14 protein-coding genes are annotated in these 16,029 nt (G+C 71.4%); 4 read left to right on the top strand and 10 right to left on the bottom strand.

Translation table 11 applies throughout. The features are described from left to right. Positions 1 to 444: 444 nt before the first annotated feature. The 5 genes from O145_RS06645 to O145_RS06625 all read right to left on the bottom strand — a co-directional run bounded on the left by O145_RS06645 (position 445) and on the right by O145_RS06625 (position 5,092). Positions 445 to 1,308: an undecaprenyl-diphosphate phosphatase gene (locus O145_RS06645; protein ID WP_043561364.1), complete on the bottom strand. Its 864-nt coding sequence runs from the start codon at positions 1,306 to 1,308 to the stop codon at positions 445 to 447. A gap of 171 nt (positions 1,309 to 1,479) precedes the next feature. Next, positions 1,480 to 2,304: a histidinol-phosphatase gene (gene hisN, locus O145_RS06640; protein ID WP_043561361.1), complete on the bottom strand. Its 825-nt coding sequence runs from the start codon at positions 2,302 to 2,304 to the stop codon at positions 1,480 to 1,482. Between the two features lie 691 nt (positions 2,305 to 2,995). After that, positions 2,996 to 3,559: an alpha/beta hydrolase family protein gene (locus O145_RS18030; protein ID WP_229118400.1), complete on the bottom strand. Its 564-nt coding sequence runs from the start codon at positions 3,557 to 3,559 to the stop codon at positions 2,996 to 2,998. 38 nt (positions 3,560 to 3,597) lie between these two features. Further along, complete coding sequence (locus O145_RS06630) at positions 3,598 to 4,353, bottom strand: aldo/keto reductase (RefSeq protein WP_267489917.1); 756 nt, start codon at positions 4,351 to 4,353, stop codon at positions 3,598 to 3,600. Between the two features lie 271 nt (positions 4,354 to 4,624). After that, positions 4,625 to 5,092 carry a hypothetical protein gene (locus O145_RS06625; protein WP_043561356.1) on the bottom strand — a complete coding sequence of 156 codons (468 nt, stop codon included), beginning with the start codon at positions 5,090 to 5,092 and terminating at the stop codon, positions 4,625 to 4,627. Between the two features lie 1,709 nt (positions 5,093 to 6,801). Here O145_RS06625 and O145_RS06620 point away from each other — a divergent pair. Next, positions 6,802 to 7,143, top strand: a complete 342-nt coding sequence (locus O145_RS06620; RefSeq protein WP_043561352.1) for a hypothetical protein — start codon at positions 6,802 to 6,804, stop codon at positions 7,141 to 7,143. Between the two features lie 168 nt (positions 7,144 to 7,311). Here O145_RS06620 and O145_RS06615 read toward each other — a convergent pair whose 3' ends face one another. Further along, complete coding sequence (locus O145_RS06615; protein ID WP_411265948.1) at positions 7,312 to 8,334, bottom strand: zinc-dependent alcohol dehydrogenase family protein; 1,023 nt, start codon at positions 8,332 to 8,334, stop codon at positions 7,312 to 7,314. A 267-nt stretch (positions 8,335 to 8,601) separates the two neighbouring features. Between O145_RS06615 and O145_RS06610 the strand changes: the two genes are divergently transcribed. The 3 genes from O145_RS06610 to O145_RS06600 all read left to right on the top strand — a co-directional run bounded on the left by O145_RS06610 (position 8,602) and on the right by O145_RS06600 (position 10,547). After that, positions 8,602 to 9,789 (top strand): low temperature requirement protein A, encoded by a 1,188-nt coding sequence (locus O145_RS06610; protein ID WP_043561345.1) that lies wholly within the window; start codon positions 8,602 to 8,604, stop codon positions 9,787 to 9,789. Between the two features lie 109 nt (positions 9,790 to 9,898). Next, complete coding sequence (locus O145_RS06605) at positions 9,899 to 10,150, top strand: type II toxin-antitoxin system Phd/YefM family antitoxin (protein WP_043561343.1); 252 nt, start codon at positions 9,899 to 9,901, stop codon at positions 10,148 to 10,150. After that, a complete protein-coding gene (locus O145_RS06600; protein ID WP_043561340.1) occupies positions 10,143 to 10,547 on the top strand; it encodes a type II toxin-antitoxin system VapC family toxin in 405 nt (134 codons plus the stop codon). The genes O145_RS06605 and O145_RS06600 overlap by 8 nt, the downstream gene beginning before the upstream one ends. A gap of 252 nt (positions 10,548 to 10,799) precedes the next feature. On the opposite strand, the gene modB is transcribed toward O145_RS06600, so the two are convergent. From modB to narJ, 4 genes are all read right to left on the bottom strand, one after another. After that, a complete protein-coding gene (modB, locus tag O145_RS06595) occupies positions 10,800 to 12,977 on the bottom strand; it encodes a molybdate ABC transporter permease subunit (protein ID WP_084682433.1) in 2,178 nt (725 codons plus the stop codon). Positions 12,978 to 13,061: 84 nt separating this feature from the next. Beyond that, positions 13,062 to 14,021 carry a molybdate ABC transporter substrate-binding protein gene (modA, locus tag O145_RS06590; protein ID WP_043561337.1) on the bottom strand — a complete coding sequence of 320 codons (960 nt, stop codon included), beginning with the start codon at positions 14,019 to 14,021 and terminating at the stop codon, positions 13,062 to 13,064. Positions 14,022 to 14,375: 354 nt separating this feature from the next. Next, a complete protein-coding gene (gene narI / locus O145_RS06585) occupies positions 14,376 to 15,170 on the bottom strand; it encodes a respiratory nitrate reductase subunit gamma (protein WP_043561334.1) in 795 nt (264 codons plus the stop codon). Then, positions 15,167 to 16,021, bottom strand: coding sequence for a nitrate reductase molybdenum cofactor assembly chaperone (gene narJ / locus O145_RS06580; RefSeq protein ID WP_043561445.1), 855 nt, complete (start codon positions 16,019 to 16,021; stop codon positions 15,167 to 15,169). The genes narI and narJ overlap by 4 nt, the downstream gene beginning before the upstream one ends. Positions 16,022 to 16,029: the final 8 nt, after the last annotated feature.

The following is a 16,029-nucleotide window of genomic DNA, read 5'->3' as shown; positions in this document are numbered from 1 at the left end:
CAGCCCCGGAGTGGACCCGTCCAGGTGGGTCCGGGTGCTCGTCCCTGTACGGCCGCGGGGGGATGGTAGGCCCGCGCCAGGGGCGGGGCCCGCTCGGCTCGTTACCGGCCCTGCGGGCTCGTGCGACCGGCGCCGCCCGGCTTGCGTCGAGGCGCAGACCCCGGGTCCTCACCCATGGGGCGGGTGCGGAGGCGGGCCGCGCACGGCAGAGCGGCTGCCCGGCCCCTTGAACCGATCTCGGCGGCAAGGGGAGCCGCGGGCCCCGCCCCGCCCCCTCGGCGCCCGGCCCGCCCGCCGTCGTCGGGCCCGGGGGAGCCCCCGGCGGCCCCGGGACCAGGGGATCAGCTGCCGAACCACTCGTTGACGCGCGCCACGATCGCCTTGTCGAAGGCGTCATCGCAGTGGTGGCGGGCGATCCAGGCCGAGAAAGAGCCGCCCGCGGCCTCAGGGCTCGACCGTGCCGGAGGCGACCAGCGCGACGATGAGTGCGCCCAGGGCCACGCGGTAGAGGAGGAAGCTGGTGAACTTGTTGGAGGAGACGAACCTCAGCAGCCACGCGATCGTCGCGTAGGCCACCAGGGCGGAGACGATAGTGGCGATAATGGTGGCGGTCCACCCGACGGTGGCGGTGATGTCTCCCGCTGCTGTGACCGCTTCGAGCAGGCCTGCGGCGATGAGGGCGGGGATGCCCATGAAGAAGGACAGGCGCGTGGCCGTGACGCGGTCGAAGCGCAGGAAGAGCCCGGCGGAGATCGTCGCCCCGGAGCGGGAGATGCCCGGCAGGACGGGTGCGAGCGCCTGGAAGCCGCCGATAATGAGGGCGTCCTTGACGCCGACCTTGCTCATGCCCTTGCCGAGCGAGGCGTGGGCGGCTCCGGGCGGGCCGTCGGACTGCTGGTCCGCGAGCCACATGACGGCGCTCCAGACAATGAGGGCTCCGGCGATCACCCACATGTTGCGGGCCGTGACCTCGATGAAGTCCTTGAGCAGCAGCCCGACCGCCGCGACCGGGATCGAGCCGAGGATGATGCCCCAGCCCAGTGTGTAGTCGGGGTCGCTGCGCGCCTCCTTGGACCTCAGGCCCTTGAACCAGGCGGTCACGATGCGCACGATGTCGCCCCAGAAGTAGACGACGGCGGCCAGGATCGCCCCGATCTGGATGACGGCGGTGAAGGCGGTCATGCCCTTGCCCTCGATGTCGTAGTGGAGGAGCTTCTCGACGATATTGAGGTGGCCCGTCGAGGAGACGGGCAGGAACTCGGTGATGCCCTCGACGATGCCGAGGATGACGGCGTGCAGCCAGTTCATGGGTCTCCCAGGATGAGGGCGGACGGGGTCGCCCGAAGGCTATCGCGCCGTGACGCGACGATGGCGGGTCTGCGGCGTTGGCCTTGGTCTCACTCGGCGGGTCGGGGCGGCGGCGCTCCGGAGGCCCGACGATGGCGCCCCGCGGGCCCTGACCGGCGCGCGGGCCCGGCCTCAGTCGGTCTCCTCGGCCAGGCGCGCCAGGACGGCGTCGTGCAGCAGGCTGTTGGTGGCCACGGCGTCGCCGCCCCACGGGCCCGGCTCCCCCGCCAGCGAGGTGAAGCGCCCGCCCGCCTCGGTGACGATCGGGACGAGCGCGGCCATGTCGTAGACCTCGAGCTCGGGCTCGGCCGCCAGGTCGACCGCACCGGAGGCCAGCAGCATGTAGGACCAGAAGTCGCCGTAGGCGCGCGTGCGCCAGCAGCTCTGCATGAGCGAGAGCATGCCGCGCAGCCGCCTGCGCTCCGCCCAGCCGGACAGGGAGGAGTAGGACATGGATGCGTCCTGAAGGGCCGTCACGCTGGACACGTGCAGCCGGCGGGCCAGCGCCAGCGACCGCCCGCTCCAGGCGCCGCCTCCCCTGACCGCCCACCAGCGCTTGTCCAGCGCCGGCGCGGAGGCCAGGCCGACGACGACCTCGCCGTCCTCCACAAGGCTGATGAGAGTGGCCCACACGGGCACCCCGCGCACGAAGCTCTTCGTCCCGTCGATCGGGTCGATGACCCACTGCCGCGGCGAGCGGCCCGTCACCCCGAGCTCCTCGCCGAGCACCGAGTCGCGGGTGCGGGCCCGCGACAGGTAGTCGCGGATGAGGCGCTCGGCCTCCCGGTCGGCGGCGGTGACCGGGGTGAGGTCCGGCTTGGTCTCGACCTCGAAGTCCTGGTTGTCGAAGTGCGCCCGAGTCAGGGGATCGACCTGGTCGGCGATCGTGTGGGCCAGGTGCAGGTCGTCTCGCCAGCGGCGCTCACCGGCCGGGGGAGGGGAGGCGGTCTCGATCATGGCACCACGGTAGCGGGGCGGGCCCCGCGCGCCCCGGCCGACAGGCTCCGCGTGCCGGGCGCAGCCTGAGTCCTGGACAACTCGATTCCGGTCGAGCCACGACAGGCTCCGCGTGCTGGGCGCAGCCCGGTGACATCGGCTCGGGAGCACTGGCGCCGTGCGCTGGCGGCTCCTGGGCGGGGCCCGACGACGGCGGGGCCGTGCGAACCGCTTGGCTCCTGTTGCGGAAGCTGTTTGAGCAAGTCGTTTGAGCCGGTGGTCGGTGCCGTCGGTGTGCGGTGGCAGTGCAGGAGGAGGGCGTTGCACATGGGAGAGGAGGGCCTTGCCGGTGCGGATGCCGGTTCTTCGCATCATTCTGCGATTTCCGCATGTCCGTCAAAATGAGCTGACGCGCTCCCATGTGCCTACAGGGGGGTCTGCGCACATGGGAGCGCGTCAGTCAATCTTGGCGATCCGAGAAGAACGTTGGAATTCCAACGAAAGTCGGCGTCCATCTCGTCGGGTCGCCTCTCTCCCATGTGCAACTTGCCTCCGCACCCGTCCCGACCCGCACCCAGGGCGGCGGGTCCCCGCCCGGCCGCACCCGGACACGGGCCGGACGGCATGCGCGGTCGTCCGCAGCATCACCCACCCCGGGTGCGCAGTCATGACTGTCTCCCGATTCTCCTGACGGGTGCGGGCCTCGCCGGGACTACCGACTCAGGAGCTGGGCCAGGAAGGAGTTGATCTCGTCGAAGAGGGTGAGATCGATGCGGTGGTAGAGGTCCACGTGACCGGCGCCGGGTGCCGCGACGAGGCGCTTGGTGGTCGTCGGCTTCTCGTGGATCGCCTTGGACAGCGAGCGGGAAGTGGCCTGCTCGCCCACCACTGTGAGCACCGGCGTCTCGATCTGTTCGGGATGCGTCAGTTCGGCGAAGTTCATGAAGGACGGGTCCGAGGCGGCGGCGAGCCGTGTAGTGGGGCTGTGGCGGTGCCCCGCCTCGCGCCAGCAGAGGGCCCCGAACTCGCCCATCGGGTTGTCGTCGCTGAGGGTCATGGGTAGCCCATGGCCGCCATCGCCGGGGACGGCGAGCCGAGGTCCAGGTAGTGCTGCTCGGCCAGGTCCCGCCAGGGCGGCCCTGCGCGCCTGCGCATCGGGGTGCGGCGGCAGATAACTGGCGGAGATGTCGATCACGCAGACGTTGATAAGCGCCTTGATGCGCAGGTCCACCTGGGCGGCCGTCAGGGCAAAGGCGCCCGAGGCGCACACGCCCACGACACCGATCCGCTCGTGGTCTACGAGAGGGCGGGCGCTCAGGTAGTCGGTGCCGGCGTGGAAGTCCTCGACGAAGATGTCGGTGGAGGACGCGTGCCGCGAGCTCCCGCCGGATTAGCCGTTGTAGGAGGGGTCGAGGGCGAGCATGCGCTCGCGGTGAACCGCCTTTTGGGGATCGTGATAACGCCGGTGCGCACCTGGAAGGCCAGGGGCACCTGGGCCGGCGTGGCCTCGTGGTCCTGGGCGATCCGCGCGAGCACAGGGTGGGTGAGGAGCCGTCCCCGGCCCCCAGCGGGTTCCAGGCCTCGATCCTGATGTCGTGAGAAGCCAGGAGGCGGACCAGGCGGCGCTGCTGGTACAAGGACGTGCGTCTCCACCTGGTCCACCACCGGCAGGATCTCGGCCGTCCGCACGATCTCCTCCACCTGGCGGCCGTAGAAGTTGGACAGGCCGATCGACCGCAGCAGGCCCGCCGAGCAGGCCTCCTCCAGCGCCCGCCAGGTCCGGGCGTCGTCGCCGTGCGGCCAGTGGATGAGCACGAGATCGATCCAGTCCAGGCCCAGGGTTCTCAGGGAGCTCTCGATGGCGCGCCTGCCCGCCCGGTACCCGGAGGTCGCGAGCTTGGTGGTGACGAACAGGTCCTCGTGGGCCACGCCGTCGGCCATCGCCCCGCGCACGGCCCGGCCCACACCCTCCTCGTTGCAGTAGTACTGGGCGGTGTCGATGAGGCAGTACCCCACCTCGACAGCCTCGCGCACGCAGCGCTCGGTCTCGCGCGGCGGCGTCCGGTGCACGCCCAGGCCGAGGACCGGACGCCGTTACTGAGGGTTGTGCTCTCCGCGCTGCTCCCATACTGCTCCCCTCCGCCGCGCTCTCAAAGCCTGTGACGACCCCGGGGCCGCTTGCGTCTGCCCAGGGTCCGGCGTCGGAGCACCGTCCGGCCGGGGAGCAGCCCTGCCCGGAGCAGTCCTCCCCGCCACCGCACGTGGCACAGGAGGAGGCCGACGGCGAGGAGGACGGCGCTCTCGCCCACCACGACGCGGATGCCTCGGGCGGGGCCTGGGCTCAGTTCCACGGGGCGTGCTCTCCGTCGGGGGAACCGAACCAGATGATGATGACGATGCCGAGGAGCACTCCGATCCAGGACAGAGACTCGCGCAAGAGCCCGGCGGCGAGGAGTGCCAACCCGCTCCACGCGAGGTAGGCGCGAGCACTCTCGAGAGTCTCCGGCCCTGTGCCCGTTGCAGAGGATGCCGTCGCGAGTAGGAGGCCGATCGCGCTGAGGACTGTGAGATGGAGCCACCTGGCCTTCTGCAGGACGCCGGTGTCCCCCTCGTCTGTGGCGGCGAGCGGGGAGGCGAACGAGCTGATGACAGTTGTCGCGATGAAGGCGCTCAGGACGTAGTGGTAGAGGATGATGACGGGATTCACCCCTATCGTCAGGGTGAACAGATTATGGCTGGAATTAAACGAGATGGCGTTCTGGGGCGGCTGCTGGGGGACTCCTAGCTGGTGCTTGCGGGGATATCGCATGAGGGTTGTCTCGTGCGGGTCGATATGACGGGGGGGGGCGGGATGTCCTCGTCAGATGGGGGAGGCGTTCGGGCGCCCTGCAGGCTTGTGGTGTGCCGGCGGGGCCGGGGTGCCCGGGGGTCGGGCTACCACGAGCCGGCGGGCTGGGTGTCGGCGGCTACCACCAGACGACGCGGACTGGTCCTTTTCATCAGGACTGAGCCCGGTGCCTCGGACGGAACCCTGCGGGTACCGGCGCGCCCCTGCGGCCCTGCGGCCGCGGGGGCGCGGGCGCGTGGACCGCGAGGCGGTGCGCACCCGCCCGTGCGCTCGGGGCCCGCCAGGCCGCGGCCCCGCCGAGAGGTCCCGGCGCCACCGCCCGGGCCGCCGGGCCCGGAGTCTCGTGATCCTGACCTGGTCCGGGCGCGGGCTCCCGCCGCCGACAGGCCCGCGATGAAGTGGGTGGGCGGCATCCACCTGTACCAGAACCCGGGGAGGGGCCCGATCTGCCTGGCGACCGTTGCCGGGCTGCTGTACCAGGAAGGTGGTCGGGTACGCCACTGGGGCGACCACACGCGGCACCGGCCCCTGGTGTGCGAGGCGATCGACATGGCGGCCCGCAGGCGCCCGACGAGGAGGGACAAGACGATCTTCCACCCCGCCCCGGGCCGCGGCACCCCGGCACGCCTCCGCCCGGCTCGCCAGGCACCTGAAAGACTACGGCACTCGCCCTTCGGTGGGCAGGACCGGGGCATGCTGGACGGGCGCCCGGGCAGAAGCCGGCGGGCGCGACCCCCAAGGAACGACAGAGCCCACACCAATGGTGCACCCCACCAGACGCAAGACCACCAACGACACTGCCTCCCGGACCGAGCCCGGTACACAAGCCAGACACGTCTCCACACCGGCGCCCGGGTACCAGACACAGGGCGAGACCGAGTACGAGCCGGCAAGCAGTAACAAAGCCACCTGACCAGCACAACCAACCACAGCCCAAGACACACCCAGCAGCCCACCGGTCGTTCCTCGGGGCACTGGGCCTGACGACCAAGAAAACGGAGGATCTACCCCATCGGGGGAGACCAGGACGCCGAGCAGACCCGCCCTCATGACGGGTCGCTCGGCGCGAGACCGATAAGGGACAAGAGGACCGCGGCCGTCCTGGACAACGCCGGGCTCCACCACGCCCAGGGCCCTGACCAACCTCTATGCCACCGGCCAGGAGCCAAGGCGAATCACACCCATCCACACGCCCCCCTGCGCCCCCGACCCCGGGTCCCACCAAGCACGCACGTGACACCGCCAAAACCAGCACCGCCCACACCACCAACCGCGCCCCCGACCACGACCTCGAGCACACCCCAGTCACACCGCCACACACCGACCTCGTTCAGCTCCAGCCAGAGCTGACTGCGCGGATGAAGTCGATGCTGTCCGTCCGAGCCTCCGCCTAGTGGCAGCCTCCGCCTAGTGGCGGAACCTGTTCGCGACGATCTGCATGGGGGCGGGTCCAAGGACGGTCTGGCCGTGAGCGGCATCTCCACTTCGAGAAGGGCTATGTCGATGCGGTGTCGATCCAGGATGCGCAGTGCTTGTGCTCCGTCCTCCGCGGTGGCGGCTATGGCTATGCCCGCATGCTGGTCGAGCACGCGCGCGTACCGTCGTCGGGCCGCGGACCCGAGTTTTGAGACGCATGTCTTTCTGGCCGAGGGCCCTGTAGACTCACGCGCATGAAACCCCTCTACTGGTTCCTTGCCGCCCTTGTCCTGTTCGCTGCCGGGGCGGGGCTCATCAGCGTCCAGCACCTCGGCCCTGCACCAGACGTCACGTGCCTGGAGGAGGGGCAGCCGTCCTCGGGCTTCTCCGTCGAGGTCAACGGCGAAGAGTGCCGGCTCAACAACGAGGACTTCGAAGCGGTGTGGGACTACGAGAACAACTCGGCGCGCCCAGTGCGCCTCGCGGGCCTCGGGCTCGTCGTGGTCAGCATCGGCTTCGTGGTGACCGGCACCGTCTCCGCCGTCCGCCGCCGGAGCCGCAGGAGGAGGGCGGAGCGCCTCGCCGCCGTCGGCTGATGACGGCGCGGCCCGTACCGGGGCGGGATTATTCGGAGGATCCGCAGCCCCGCGTCTGAGCCGCGCGGGCGCGGCCGACGACCACTGGCCGCAGCCCGACCGTCGAGAGGTCGTGGGCCGCGGCCAGTGGTGTGAATCGCGGTCAGGGGTAGACCGTGTCGGACGGCGTCAGACCTCCAGCAGCACCTTGATGGCGCGGCGCTCGTCCATCGCCGCATACCCCTCGGCCGCCCTCTCCAGCGGCAGGCGCATGGTGAAGACCCGCCCGGGGTTGATCTCGCGCTTGAGGATGCGGTCGATGAGGTCCGGCAGGAAGCGGCGCACCGGTGCGGGCCCGCCCAGCATGTTGACCTCGGCGAAGAAGAGCTGCTGCCCGTCGAGGCTCACGCCGTGGGCCACGCCGACGTATCCGACGTGCCCGCCGGGCCGGCACGAGGCGATGGCCTGGTTCATGGACAGCTGGTTGCCGACAGCCTCGACCACGCCGTGGGCCCCGTAGCCGCCGGTGAGCTCCTTGACCTTCGCGGCGCCCTCCTCGCCGCGCTCGGCGATGACGACGTCGGCGCCGAACTCGCGGGCGAGCGCCGCCCGGTCCTCGTGGCGGGAGAAGGCGATGACCCTCTCGGCCCCCAGGGCCTTGGCGGCCAGGACGGCCGACAGGCCCACCGCGCCGTCGCCGACGACGGCGATCGTCTTGCCGGGGCCGGCCTGGGCGGCCACGGCCCCGAACCAGCCGGTGCCCAGCACGTCGGAGGCCGCCAGCAGGGAGGCGACGACGTCGGGGTCCTCCGGCTTGCCGCCGGGCACCGCCACGAGGGTGCCGTCGGCCAGGGGCACGCGCGTGTACTGGGCCTGCGTGTCGCCCATGAAGCCGCCATTGGCACAGCGGGACTGGAAGCCGGACTCACAGATCTCGCAGGTGTTGTCCGAGGTGCAGAAGGAGCCGACGACGAAGTCGCCGACCTTGACGTTCTTCACCTTCTCGCCCACCTCGACGACGGTGCCCACGTACTCGTGCCCCATGGGGCGGGGCTCGGTGACCGGGGCGATTCCGCGGAAGGGCCACAGGTCGGAGCCGCAGACGCAGGCGGCCTCGACCTTCAGGACCGCGTCGGTGGGCTCGACGACGCGCGGGACCTCGCGGTCGTCCACGCGCACGTCTCCGGGGGCGTGCATGACGACGCCGCGCATCGTGGTGGGCAGGTCAGGGGTTGTGGTGCTCATGAGATCCTCCGTTACTGGCGCCCGGTGGTGCTCGGGCGCCGTCGTTTCGAGCCTACGGGCCGCCCGCGTCCTGTCCCAGGCACTCCCAGGGCCACCCCTATCGCTGTCAGCCGAAGCGTCTTGCCGCCTCTGCGCGGCCGGGTCGGGGCGGCCCGTGGGGCTTCGTGAGGTGAGGTAGTGTCCGCGGTGCTCGCAGTACTGCAGCACGCATTGCTGCCCGGAGGAGAGGACCGCATGCCCGGCACCGTTCATGACCTTGAGGCCGCCCCCGGCGAGGAGCAGGAGGTCACCAAGCTCGAGCTCTTCTTCGACCTCATCTACGTCTTCGCCATCTCCCAGCTCTCCGAGCACCTCCTGGAGAACCTCACCTGGCGCGGCGCCCTGGAGACCCTGGTGATGTCCCTGACGGTCTTCGGGGTGTGGGCCACCACGACCTACGAGTCCACGATGGTGCTGGCCAGGCGGCGCACGGCGCGCTACCTCCTGCTGGGCGTCATGGTGCTCGGCCTGATTATGAACGCCTCCATCACCGGGGCCTTCGAGCACTCGCCCTGGATGTTCGCGGCCCCGCTGCTGGCCATCCAGATCGGCAGGCCGCTGCTGACCCGGAGAGTGGACGTCCTGCCTGCCATGCGCCTGCACCGCATCAACATGGTGGTATGGGCACTGGTTTCGGCCGTGCCCTGGGTGGTGGGCGCCCTGGCCGACGAGCACAGCCGCCTTCCCTGGTGGGCGGCGGCCGCCGCCATCGACCTGTTGGGCATGCGCCTGCGGCACCCGGTCCCGGGGTTGCCCGTGCCCGGCCGTGACGAAATCGACTTCGACCTGTCCCACCAGATCGAGCGGTGCCAGCTCTTCCTCATTATCTGCCTGGGCGAGGCCATCCTCACCACCGGCAACGCGATCATCCACGGCCTGGACGAGCCCCTGGTCGTGGCCGCCGGAGTGGCCTCCCTGCTCGTCATCATCGGCGTGTGGGGTCTCTTCTTCGGGCCGGCCAACGAGGAGCACGTCCTGGCCCCCCTGACCTCCGAGGCGCACAGTGACAGCCCGGCCTCCAGCGTCTCGCTGGCCGTCCTGGCCACCAACGGCCAGCAGGTTCTGGTCCTGGGCATGGTGGCCTTCGCCGTCGGGGCCGAGGTCGTCGTGGCCGCTCCGACCGAGCCAGCTGGCCCGGCGGCGGTCGCGGCGCTGTTCGGCGGCATCGTCACGTGTGTCACCGCCTTCTGGTACTTCCTGGTGCGCTCAACGGGCCACAGGGTGTGGATCAGTCTGGCGGTCTCCGACGCCGTTCTGATTGGTGCTGCAGCAGTGTCCGCGATTGTGGGACTGCCCGGGATTGCGGTGATGGGGCTGCTGGTGGTCGTGACGGCCTCCACCGCCTTGGGCTTCAACAGGGAGACCCGCCGACTGGCACGGTAGCGCCCCGGCAGGCCGCGCCGTCCTTGTCTCCGATGCTCTGACGGAACGTGCTCCACGCGCGCCTCACCCCCCAGTACCGCTCGTAGCGCTAGGTGCTACACTGGATACGATGATGTCCATCGGCCAGCGTGAACTGCGCAACAACAGTGGTGCGATTATGCGGGAGCTGAGCGGGGGGAAGAGTTTCATCGTGACTCGGAACCAGGTCCCGGTCGGCGAGCTGCGGCCGCTGCGTCGCAGTCGAACGGTGAACCGGGAGGTGCTCCTGGCCGCTCTCGCCGGTGCCCCAGTGGTCGATGGTCGGCAGGTGGTCGCCGATCTGGACGCCGTCATCGATCAGGATCCTGAGCCCCGTGCCTGAGTCGCACCGAATTGGCCTTCTCGATACGTCTGTCGTCATTGACCTGCCGCAGATCGACTCGGCCCTGCTTCCCGAGGAGCTTGCCATCAGCGTCGTGACACTCGCCGAGCTGAGTGCCGCTCCTGCTTACGCATCTGATCCGATGGAGCGCTCCCGTCGGCAGGCGAGACTCCAATTGGTCGAGTCCCTCATCGAGCCGATTCCTTTCGGGGTCGAGGCTGCGCGCGCCTACGGGCTGATTGCCAGTGCAGTCTTGGCTGCGGGCCGCCTTCCTCGCAGTCGTGCAGCGGATCTGATGATCGCTGCGACAGCCCTGGCGGAGGATCTTCCGCTGCTGACCAGGAATGCGGGCGATCTCAGGGGGCTTGAGGGCCTCATCGACATTCTCCCCGTCTAGCGGAACCCGAGCTGGCAGATGCTGGGTCGGTCTTTGCGCCTCGGTCATCGCCTGTGCCGCCTGTTGCCGTCACTGGAGCGGAGTAGCTGGTCGGGTGGGTGGGGCGTCGTTGCGGGGCGGAGCGTCGGGGGTGTCGTCGGGGCCTGGGCATGAGGGGGCCGGCTGGGCTGGTGGTGGAGCAGATCGTCTGAGGTGACCAGGCGCGGGCGGCCCGCACGCCGGGAGCCCTGTGGGATGCGTCAGACGGGCCGGTCACCGCTCCGCCCTCCCGCTCGTCGCGGTGGCTGTGCCGCCGCCGGCCCCAGGGCCGTCTGGGCTCCCGGTGTGCCGGCCCATGGGCCGTGCTGCGCGCCGGGGCACGATGCGCACCTCGACGGCCTTGATGGCGCACCACAGCTCCTGACCGACGGCGATGCCCATCTCGGCGACGGCGCCGGCGGTGACCACGGCGCGGACGCCCTGGCCGCCGGCCAGCCCCACGCTCACCAGGGCGCCGGCCCGCTCCACCCCGGTCACCCGGCCCGCCAGGACGTTGCGGGGCGAGCCCTCGGGGGGCTCCCGGTACAGGGCCACGGCATCCGGCGGCACCAGGGCGATGCCGGGCCCGCCCGGGCGCGGGGGCCCGCCGCGGGCGTCGGCGTCGTCCCGGGGGCGGCCGTGGACGACCTGTCCGCGTGGCAGCTCCAGGGCCGGGGCCTTGGCGTCGCCCGCCAGCTCCCCGGTCAGGACCGCCGTCCCGGTCAGCCGCGCGGCGAAGTCGGAGACCGGTGCGGCCAGGACCTGAGCCGTCGCCCCGCGCTCCACCACCCGGCCGCCCTCCAGGACGACGACGTCGTCGGCCAGCGCCGTCACGTCCAGGACGTCGTGGGTGACCACCAGGGCCGTGAGCCCCTCCTCGGCGATCCGGCGCGCGACCAGGGCGCGCATCTCCTGGCGCGCGGTGACGTCCAGGGCCGACATGGGCTCGTCGAGGACCAGCAGGCGCGGGCGCGTGGCCAGGGCCCGGGCCAGGGCCACGCGCGCCGCCTGGCCGCCGGAGAGCGCGCCGCCAGAGCGGGACGCCAGGTGCGACGCCCCGACGGCGGCCAGCTCGGAGCGGGCGCGGCTGCGGGCCTGCTGGCGGCTCGCGCCCTGGCAGCGCAGGGCGAAGACCACGTTGCTCAGGACCGACATGTGGGTGAAGACGCCGGGCTCCTGGCTGAGCAGCGCCACCTCGCGGCGGCCGGCGGGCACGAAGCCCTCCGGGCCGTCCAGGACCCGCCCTCCCAGGACTACCCGGCCCCCCTCGGCGTCCAGCAGCCCGGCCACCACCGCGCAGACCGTGGACTTGCCCGAGCCGTTGGGGCCCACGAGCGCCACGGTGCGCCCGGCCGGGACGGTCAGGTCGACGACGACGTCGCGCGCGTCCAGGCGGAAGGAGACCGCCAGCTCCCGGCCGCGCTTTCCGGGTTCGCCGCGCTCGCCGTGCCCGCCGGGCTCGTCCGGGGCGGCTGCGAAGGTGTCGTCGTCGGGGGAGGCGGCGGGCTTCCTCGGCGTCCCGGGCGCGTCCGCCTCCAGGGCCTCGTCGGCGAGGCCCCGGGTCGGACGGCGGCCGCCCGCCAGGGCGGTCCAGCGCACGTTCGTGGTTCCGATAATGAGGAATGACAGGGCGATGAGTACCACGGCCAGCGCCAGGGAGGTCGCCGTGTCGCTCTCCCGCTCCAGGTAGATGGCCAGCGGCATGGTGCGGGTGACGCCCTCCTTGGAGCCGGCGAAGGCGATGGTCGCCCCGAACTCGCCCAGGCTGCGTCCCAGGGCCAGGGCGGTGCCGCGCACCAGCGCGGGCGCCGCCAGCGGCAGGGTGATGCGCACCAGGATCCGCCACGGGCCCGCCCCCAGGGTGCGGGCGATGGTCTCGGCGCGGGTGTCGCGGCTGCGCAGCGCGGCCTCCAGGGTGACCACCAGGTAGGGCATGGAGACGAAGACCTGGGCGACGACGACGGCTGCGGTGGAGAAGGCAATGGGTATTCCCCAGGCGTCCAGGGTCTGCCCGAGCAGCCCCCGCTTGCCGAGGGTCGCCAGGAGGGCGATGCCCGCGACCACCGGCGGCATGGTCATGGGCAGCACGGCTACGACGCGGGCGGTCCGCACCCCCGGCCACTGCCTGGCCAGCAGCAGCGACAGCGGCACGCCCAGAGCCACGCTGATGGCCGTGGCGATCAGGCAGGTGCGCACCGAGAGCCACAGGGCCTTCTGTGCGGAGGGTGTGGACAGCAGCTGGGGCAGCCGCCCCCAGGCGACGCGCGTGCCCAGGCCCACCAGGGGCAGGACGATCGCGCAGGCGCCCAGGACGGCCAGGGCGGTGACGAGCACCGGCAGAGGGGCGCGAGCGGCCCGCCCACGCCGGGACGGGGCGCGGGCGGGCCGCCGGGAGGATGGCAGTCGATTCACGGGACCAGGTCTACTGCGCCTGCGCCCCGTGCCGCATGACCAGCGTCATTCGGCACGGGGCGGTGGCGTCGGACGCGGGCGGCCTCACGGCGTGGCGGTCTCGGCGTCCGGCTTGTTGCCGGCCTCATCCGGTTTGCCGGTCTCACCAGGAGATGCCGCCTCGGATGCCTTCGAGGTCTCGGCGGGCATGGAAGAGGGTGCGGTGGGGGCGGCGGTCATTGCGCCGCTGCTCGGCGCGGCGGAGGCGCCTCCGGGAGCGCCGAAGCCGTACTTGGCCAGGATCTCCTGGCCGGTCGTCCCGGTGACGGCGTCGATGAAGGCCTTAGCGCCCTCCGGGTTGGTGGGGCTGGCGGTGGCGGCGATGGGGTAGTGATTGATCACGTTGTTGGCGGGGATGTCGATCTTCTCCACCTTGTCCCCGGCGGTAGTCGCGTCGGTGACATAGACGAGACCGGCATCCGCCTCGCCGGACTCGACCTTGCCCACCACATCCTTCACCTGCTGCTCCTCGGAGACCGGGTTCAGAGTGATTCCCTTGGCATCTGCGAGCTTGTGAGCGGCCTTGCCGCAGGGGACCTCGGGGGCGCAGATGACGAGGTTGGCGCCATCCAGAGAGGAGTCCAGGCCGGTGATCCTCTTGGGATTGCCCTTGGGAACGATAAGGGTCAGGACATTGGTGGCGAACTCGGTCTGCTCGCCCACCAGACTCTTGTCGGCGGCGTCCTTCATGGTGGAGTCGTTGGCGGTGGCCAGCACGTCGGCGGCCTGCCCCTCGGCCAGGGCGGTCACCAGGTCCTGGGAACCTTTGAAGTCGAAGGTAATGGTCAGATCCGGGTTCTCCTCCTTGACCTTGTCGGCGATCTCCGGGAAGGCCTCCTTGAGCGAGGCGGCGGCCAGCACGGTGACTTCACCGCTGATCCCGGATGCGGCGCCGTCGGAGGCGCCTGCTGTCGAGTCCGTGGGGGACGAGCCTCCACAGGCAGCCAGTGAGATGGCGGACAGAAGGGCGACGGTGGCCAGGGCCGCGCGGCGGTGCATGCGCATGAGTGGGTCCTTTCATCTGGGGATCCGTACGGGAGCGAGCTCGCGTCGACCGACGATGGTTAACTTGACCTCGGAGCGCTAGTGACGCATCACTCAACTAGGATCTCATGCCGATGACCGGGATGGAAGGACATGATTTCGTTCGCCCGAAAGAAAATTGATCATCATTGTCTTTCGATTATTGCGGTACTGGTTATCCTCTGACGGGCGGAACACGGCAGCGGGACGCCCCGGTGCGCGACTGCCCCGCCGCGCACCGCTCGGCGAACCGATCTCGAGCCGGAAGCGAACCGATCTCGACGAGTGGGAGTGGAGCGGGAGCGCCGGGCGGAGCGAGCAGGGGAGCCGGGCCGGTCAGGCCCCCTGGGAGGGGGCGACGTCGTCGGCGCCCTGGTTGCCGGTGCCCTGGGTGCGCACGGGCGTCCACCCGCGGCGCGGAGCGGCAGCGGAGGTTGCGCCCTCCCGCGAGCGGTAGACGACGTAGGGCCGGGTCACGTACCCCAGCGGCGCGCTCACGACGTGGACCAGCCGGGTGAAGGGCCAGACGGCGAACAGCAGCAGGCCGGCCACAATGTGCAGCTTGAACACCGCCGGCACGTCCGCCATGAGCTCGGGCTGGGGGTTCAGCAGGAAGATCGAGCGGAACCAGGGGCTGATGGTCTCACGGTAGTCGTAGCCGCCGTGCAGGCCGCCCAGCAGCTGGGTGGACACCGTCGCCCACGCCCCCAGGCAGATCGGCACGAGCAGGAGGACGTACATGATCTTGTCGTTCGTCGTCGTCGCCAGGCGCACCGACTTGACCACGATGCGCCGGTAGAGCAGGCCGGCCAGCCCCACCAGCGTCATAATGCCCGCCAGCGTGCCGGGGATGACCGCCATGAGGTGGTAGACGTGCTCGGGGACGCCCGCCGCCTCGGTCCAGTCCTTGGGGACGCCCAGGCCCATGACGTGCCCGGCGGCCACGAACAGGATGCCGAAGTGGAACAGCGGGGAGGACCAGCGCAGGATCCGCGACTCGTTCCACTGGGAGGACCGACTCGTCCACCCGAACTGGTCGTTGCGGTAGCGCCACACCAGGCCCGCGCCCAGCAGGAGGAACGAGAGGTAGGGCAGGGCGGTCCACAGGAAGTACTGCTCGAAGGTGCTCATGATCGGGGCTCCTGGGCTGCGTGTCGGTGGGGACCGGGGTCGGCCTCGGGGGAGGGCCCGGTCCGGGTGAGCCGCTCGGGCCGCGCGGGCGTCGCGAGGAACGCCGGGCCGACGGCGGGGCCGGCCGCCGCGCCGACCGGACCGACCGGGCTGGTCGGACCGAGGAGCCTGATCGGCGTGGTGGGGAAGGGCAGTGTGTCCGTCACCCCGACGGTCTCGGTGGGCGGCCCGGCCGCCACCAGCGCCCGCACCCGGTCGGCCGTGGCGGCGTCGATCTCGGGCAGGGTCATGGAGACCGCCTCGACGATCCGGGCGTAGGGCGAGCCGGCGTCGACCAGGGCGGCGCGCAGCACCTCGATGCCCTCGCGGTGGCTGGACAGCAGCGTCTGGGCCACCTCGTCGCCGCTGCGCGCGCTCAGCTCCAGGACCACGGGCAGGTAGTCGGGCAGCTCGTCGGCAGCCATCTCGTAGCCGGCCGCCGCCAGCGCCTGCTTGAAGGCCAGCAGCGCCGCCCCGCGGTGCCGGGTGTCGCCCACCGCGTAGTAGGTCAGGTACAGGCAGCAGCGCCGGCGCCGGTCGAAGGTCTCCACGTAGTGCTCGGCCAGTGCGCGCGCCCCCCAGGAGCGGGCCGTGGCCACGAACTCCTCAATGGGGGCGGCCACCGCCGCGGGAGGGGCGTCCGGGCCGGCCAGGGCGGCGGCGACCGCCCCCAGGCGCTCCTGAAAGGCGTCCTCGGCCGGGTAGTCCAGCAGCAGGGAGGCGGCCATGTGCGCCGTCGCCCGCTGCGGCGCCGTCAGGGCGACTCGCTCGGGCGCCGCGAGCGGCCGCGGCGCCCGCACGAAGGGGGGCATGCGGGCGC

The organism is Actinomyces israelii DSM 43320 (genome assembly GCF_000711965.1).
Lineage (GTDB): Bacteria > Actinomycetota > Actinomycetes > Actinomycetales > Actinomycetaceae > Actinomyces > Actinomyces israelii.
The sequence above is the reverse complement of the archived record's forward strand: the minus strand, read 5'-3'. Positions and strand labels throughout refer to the sequence as shown.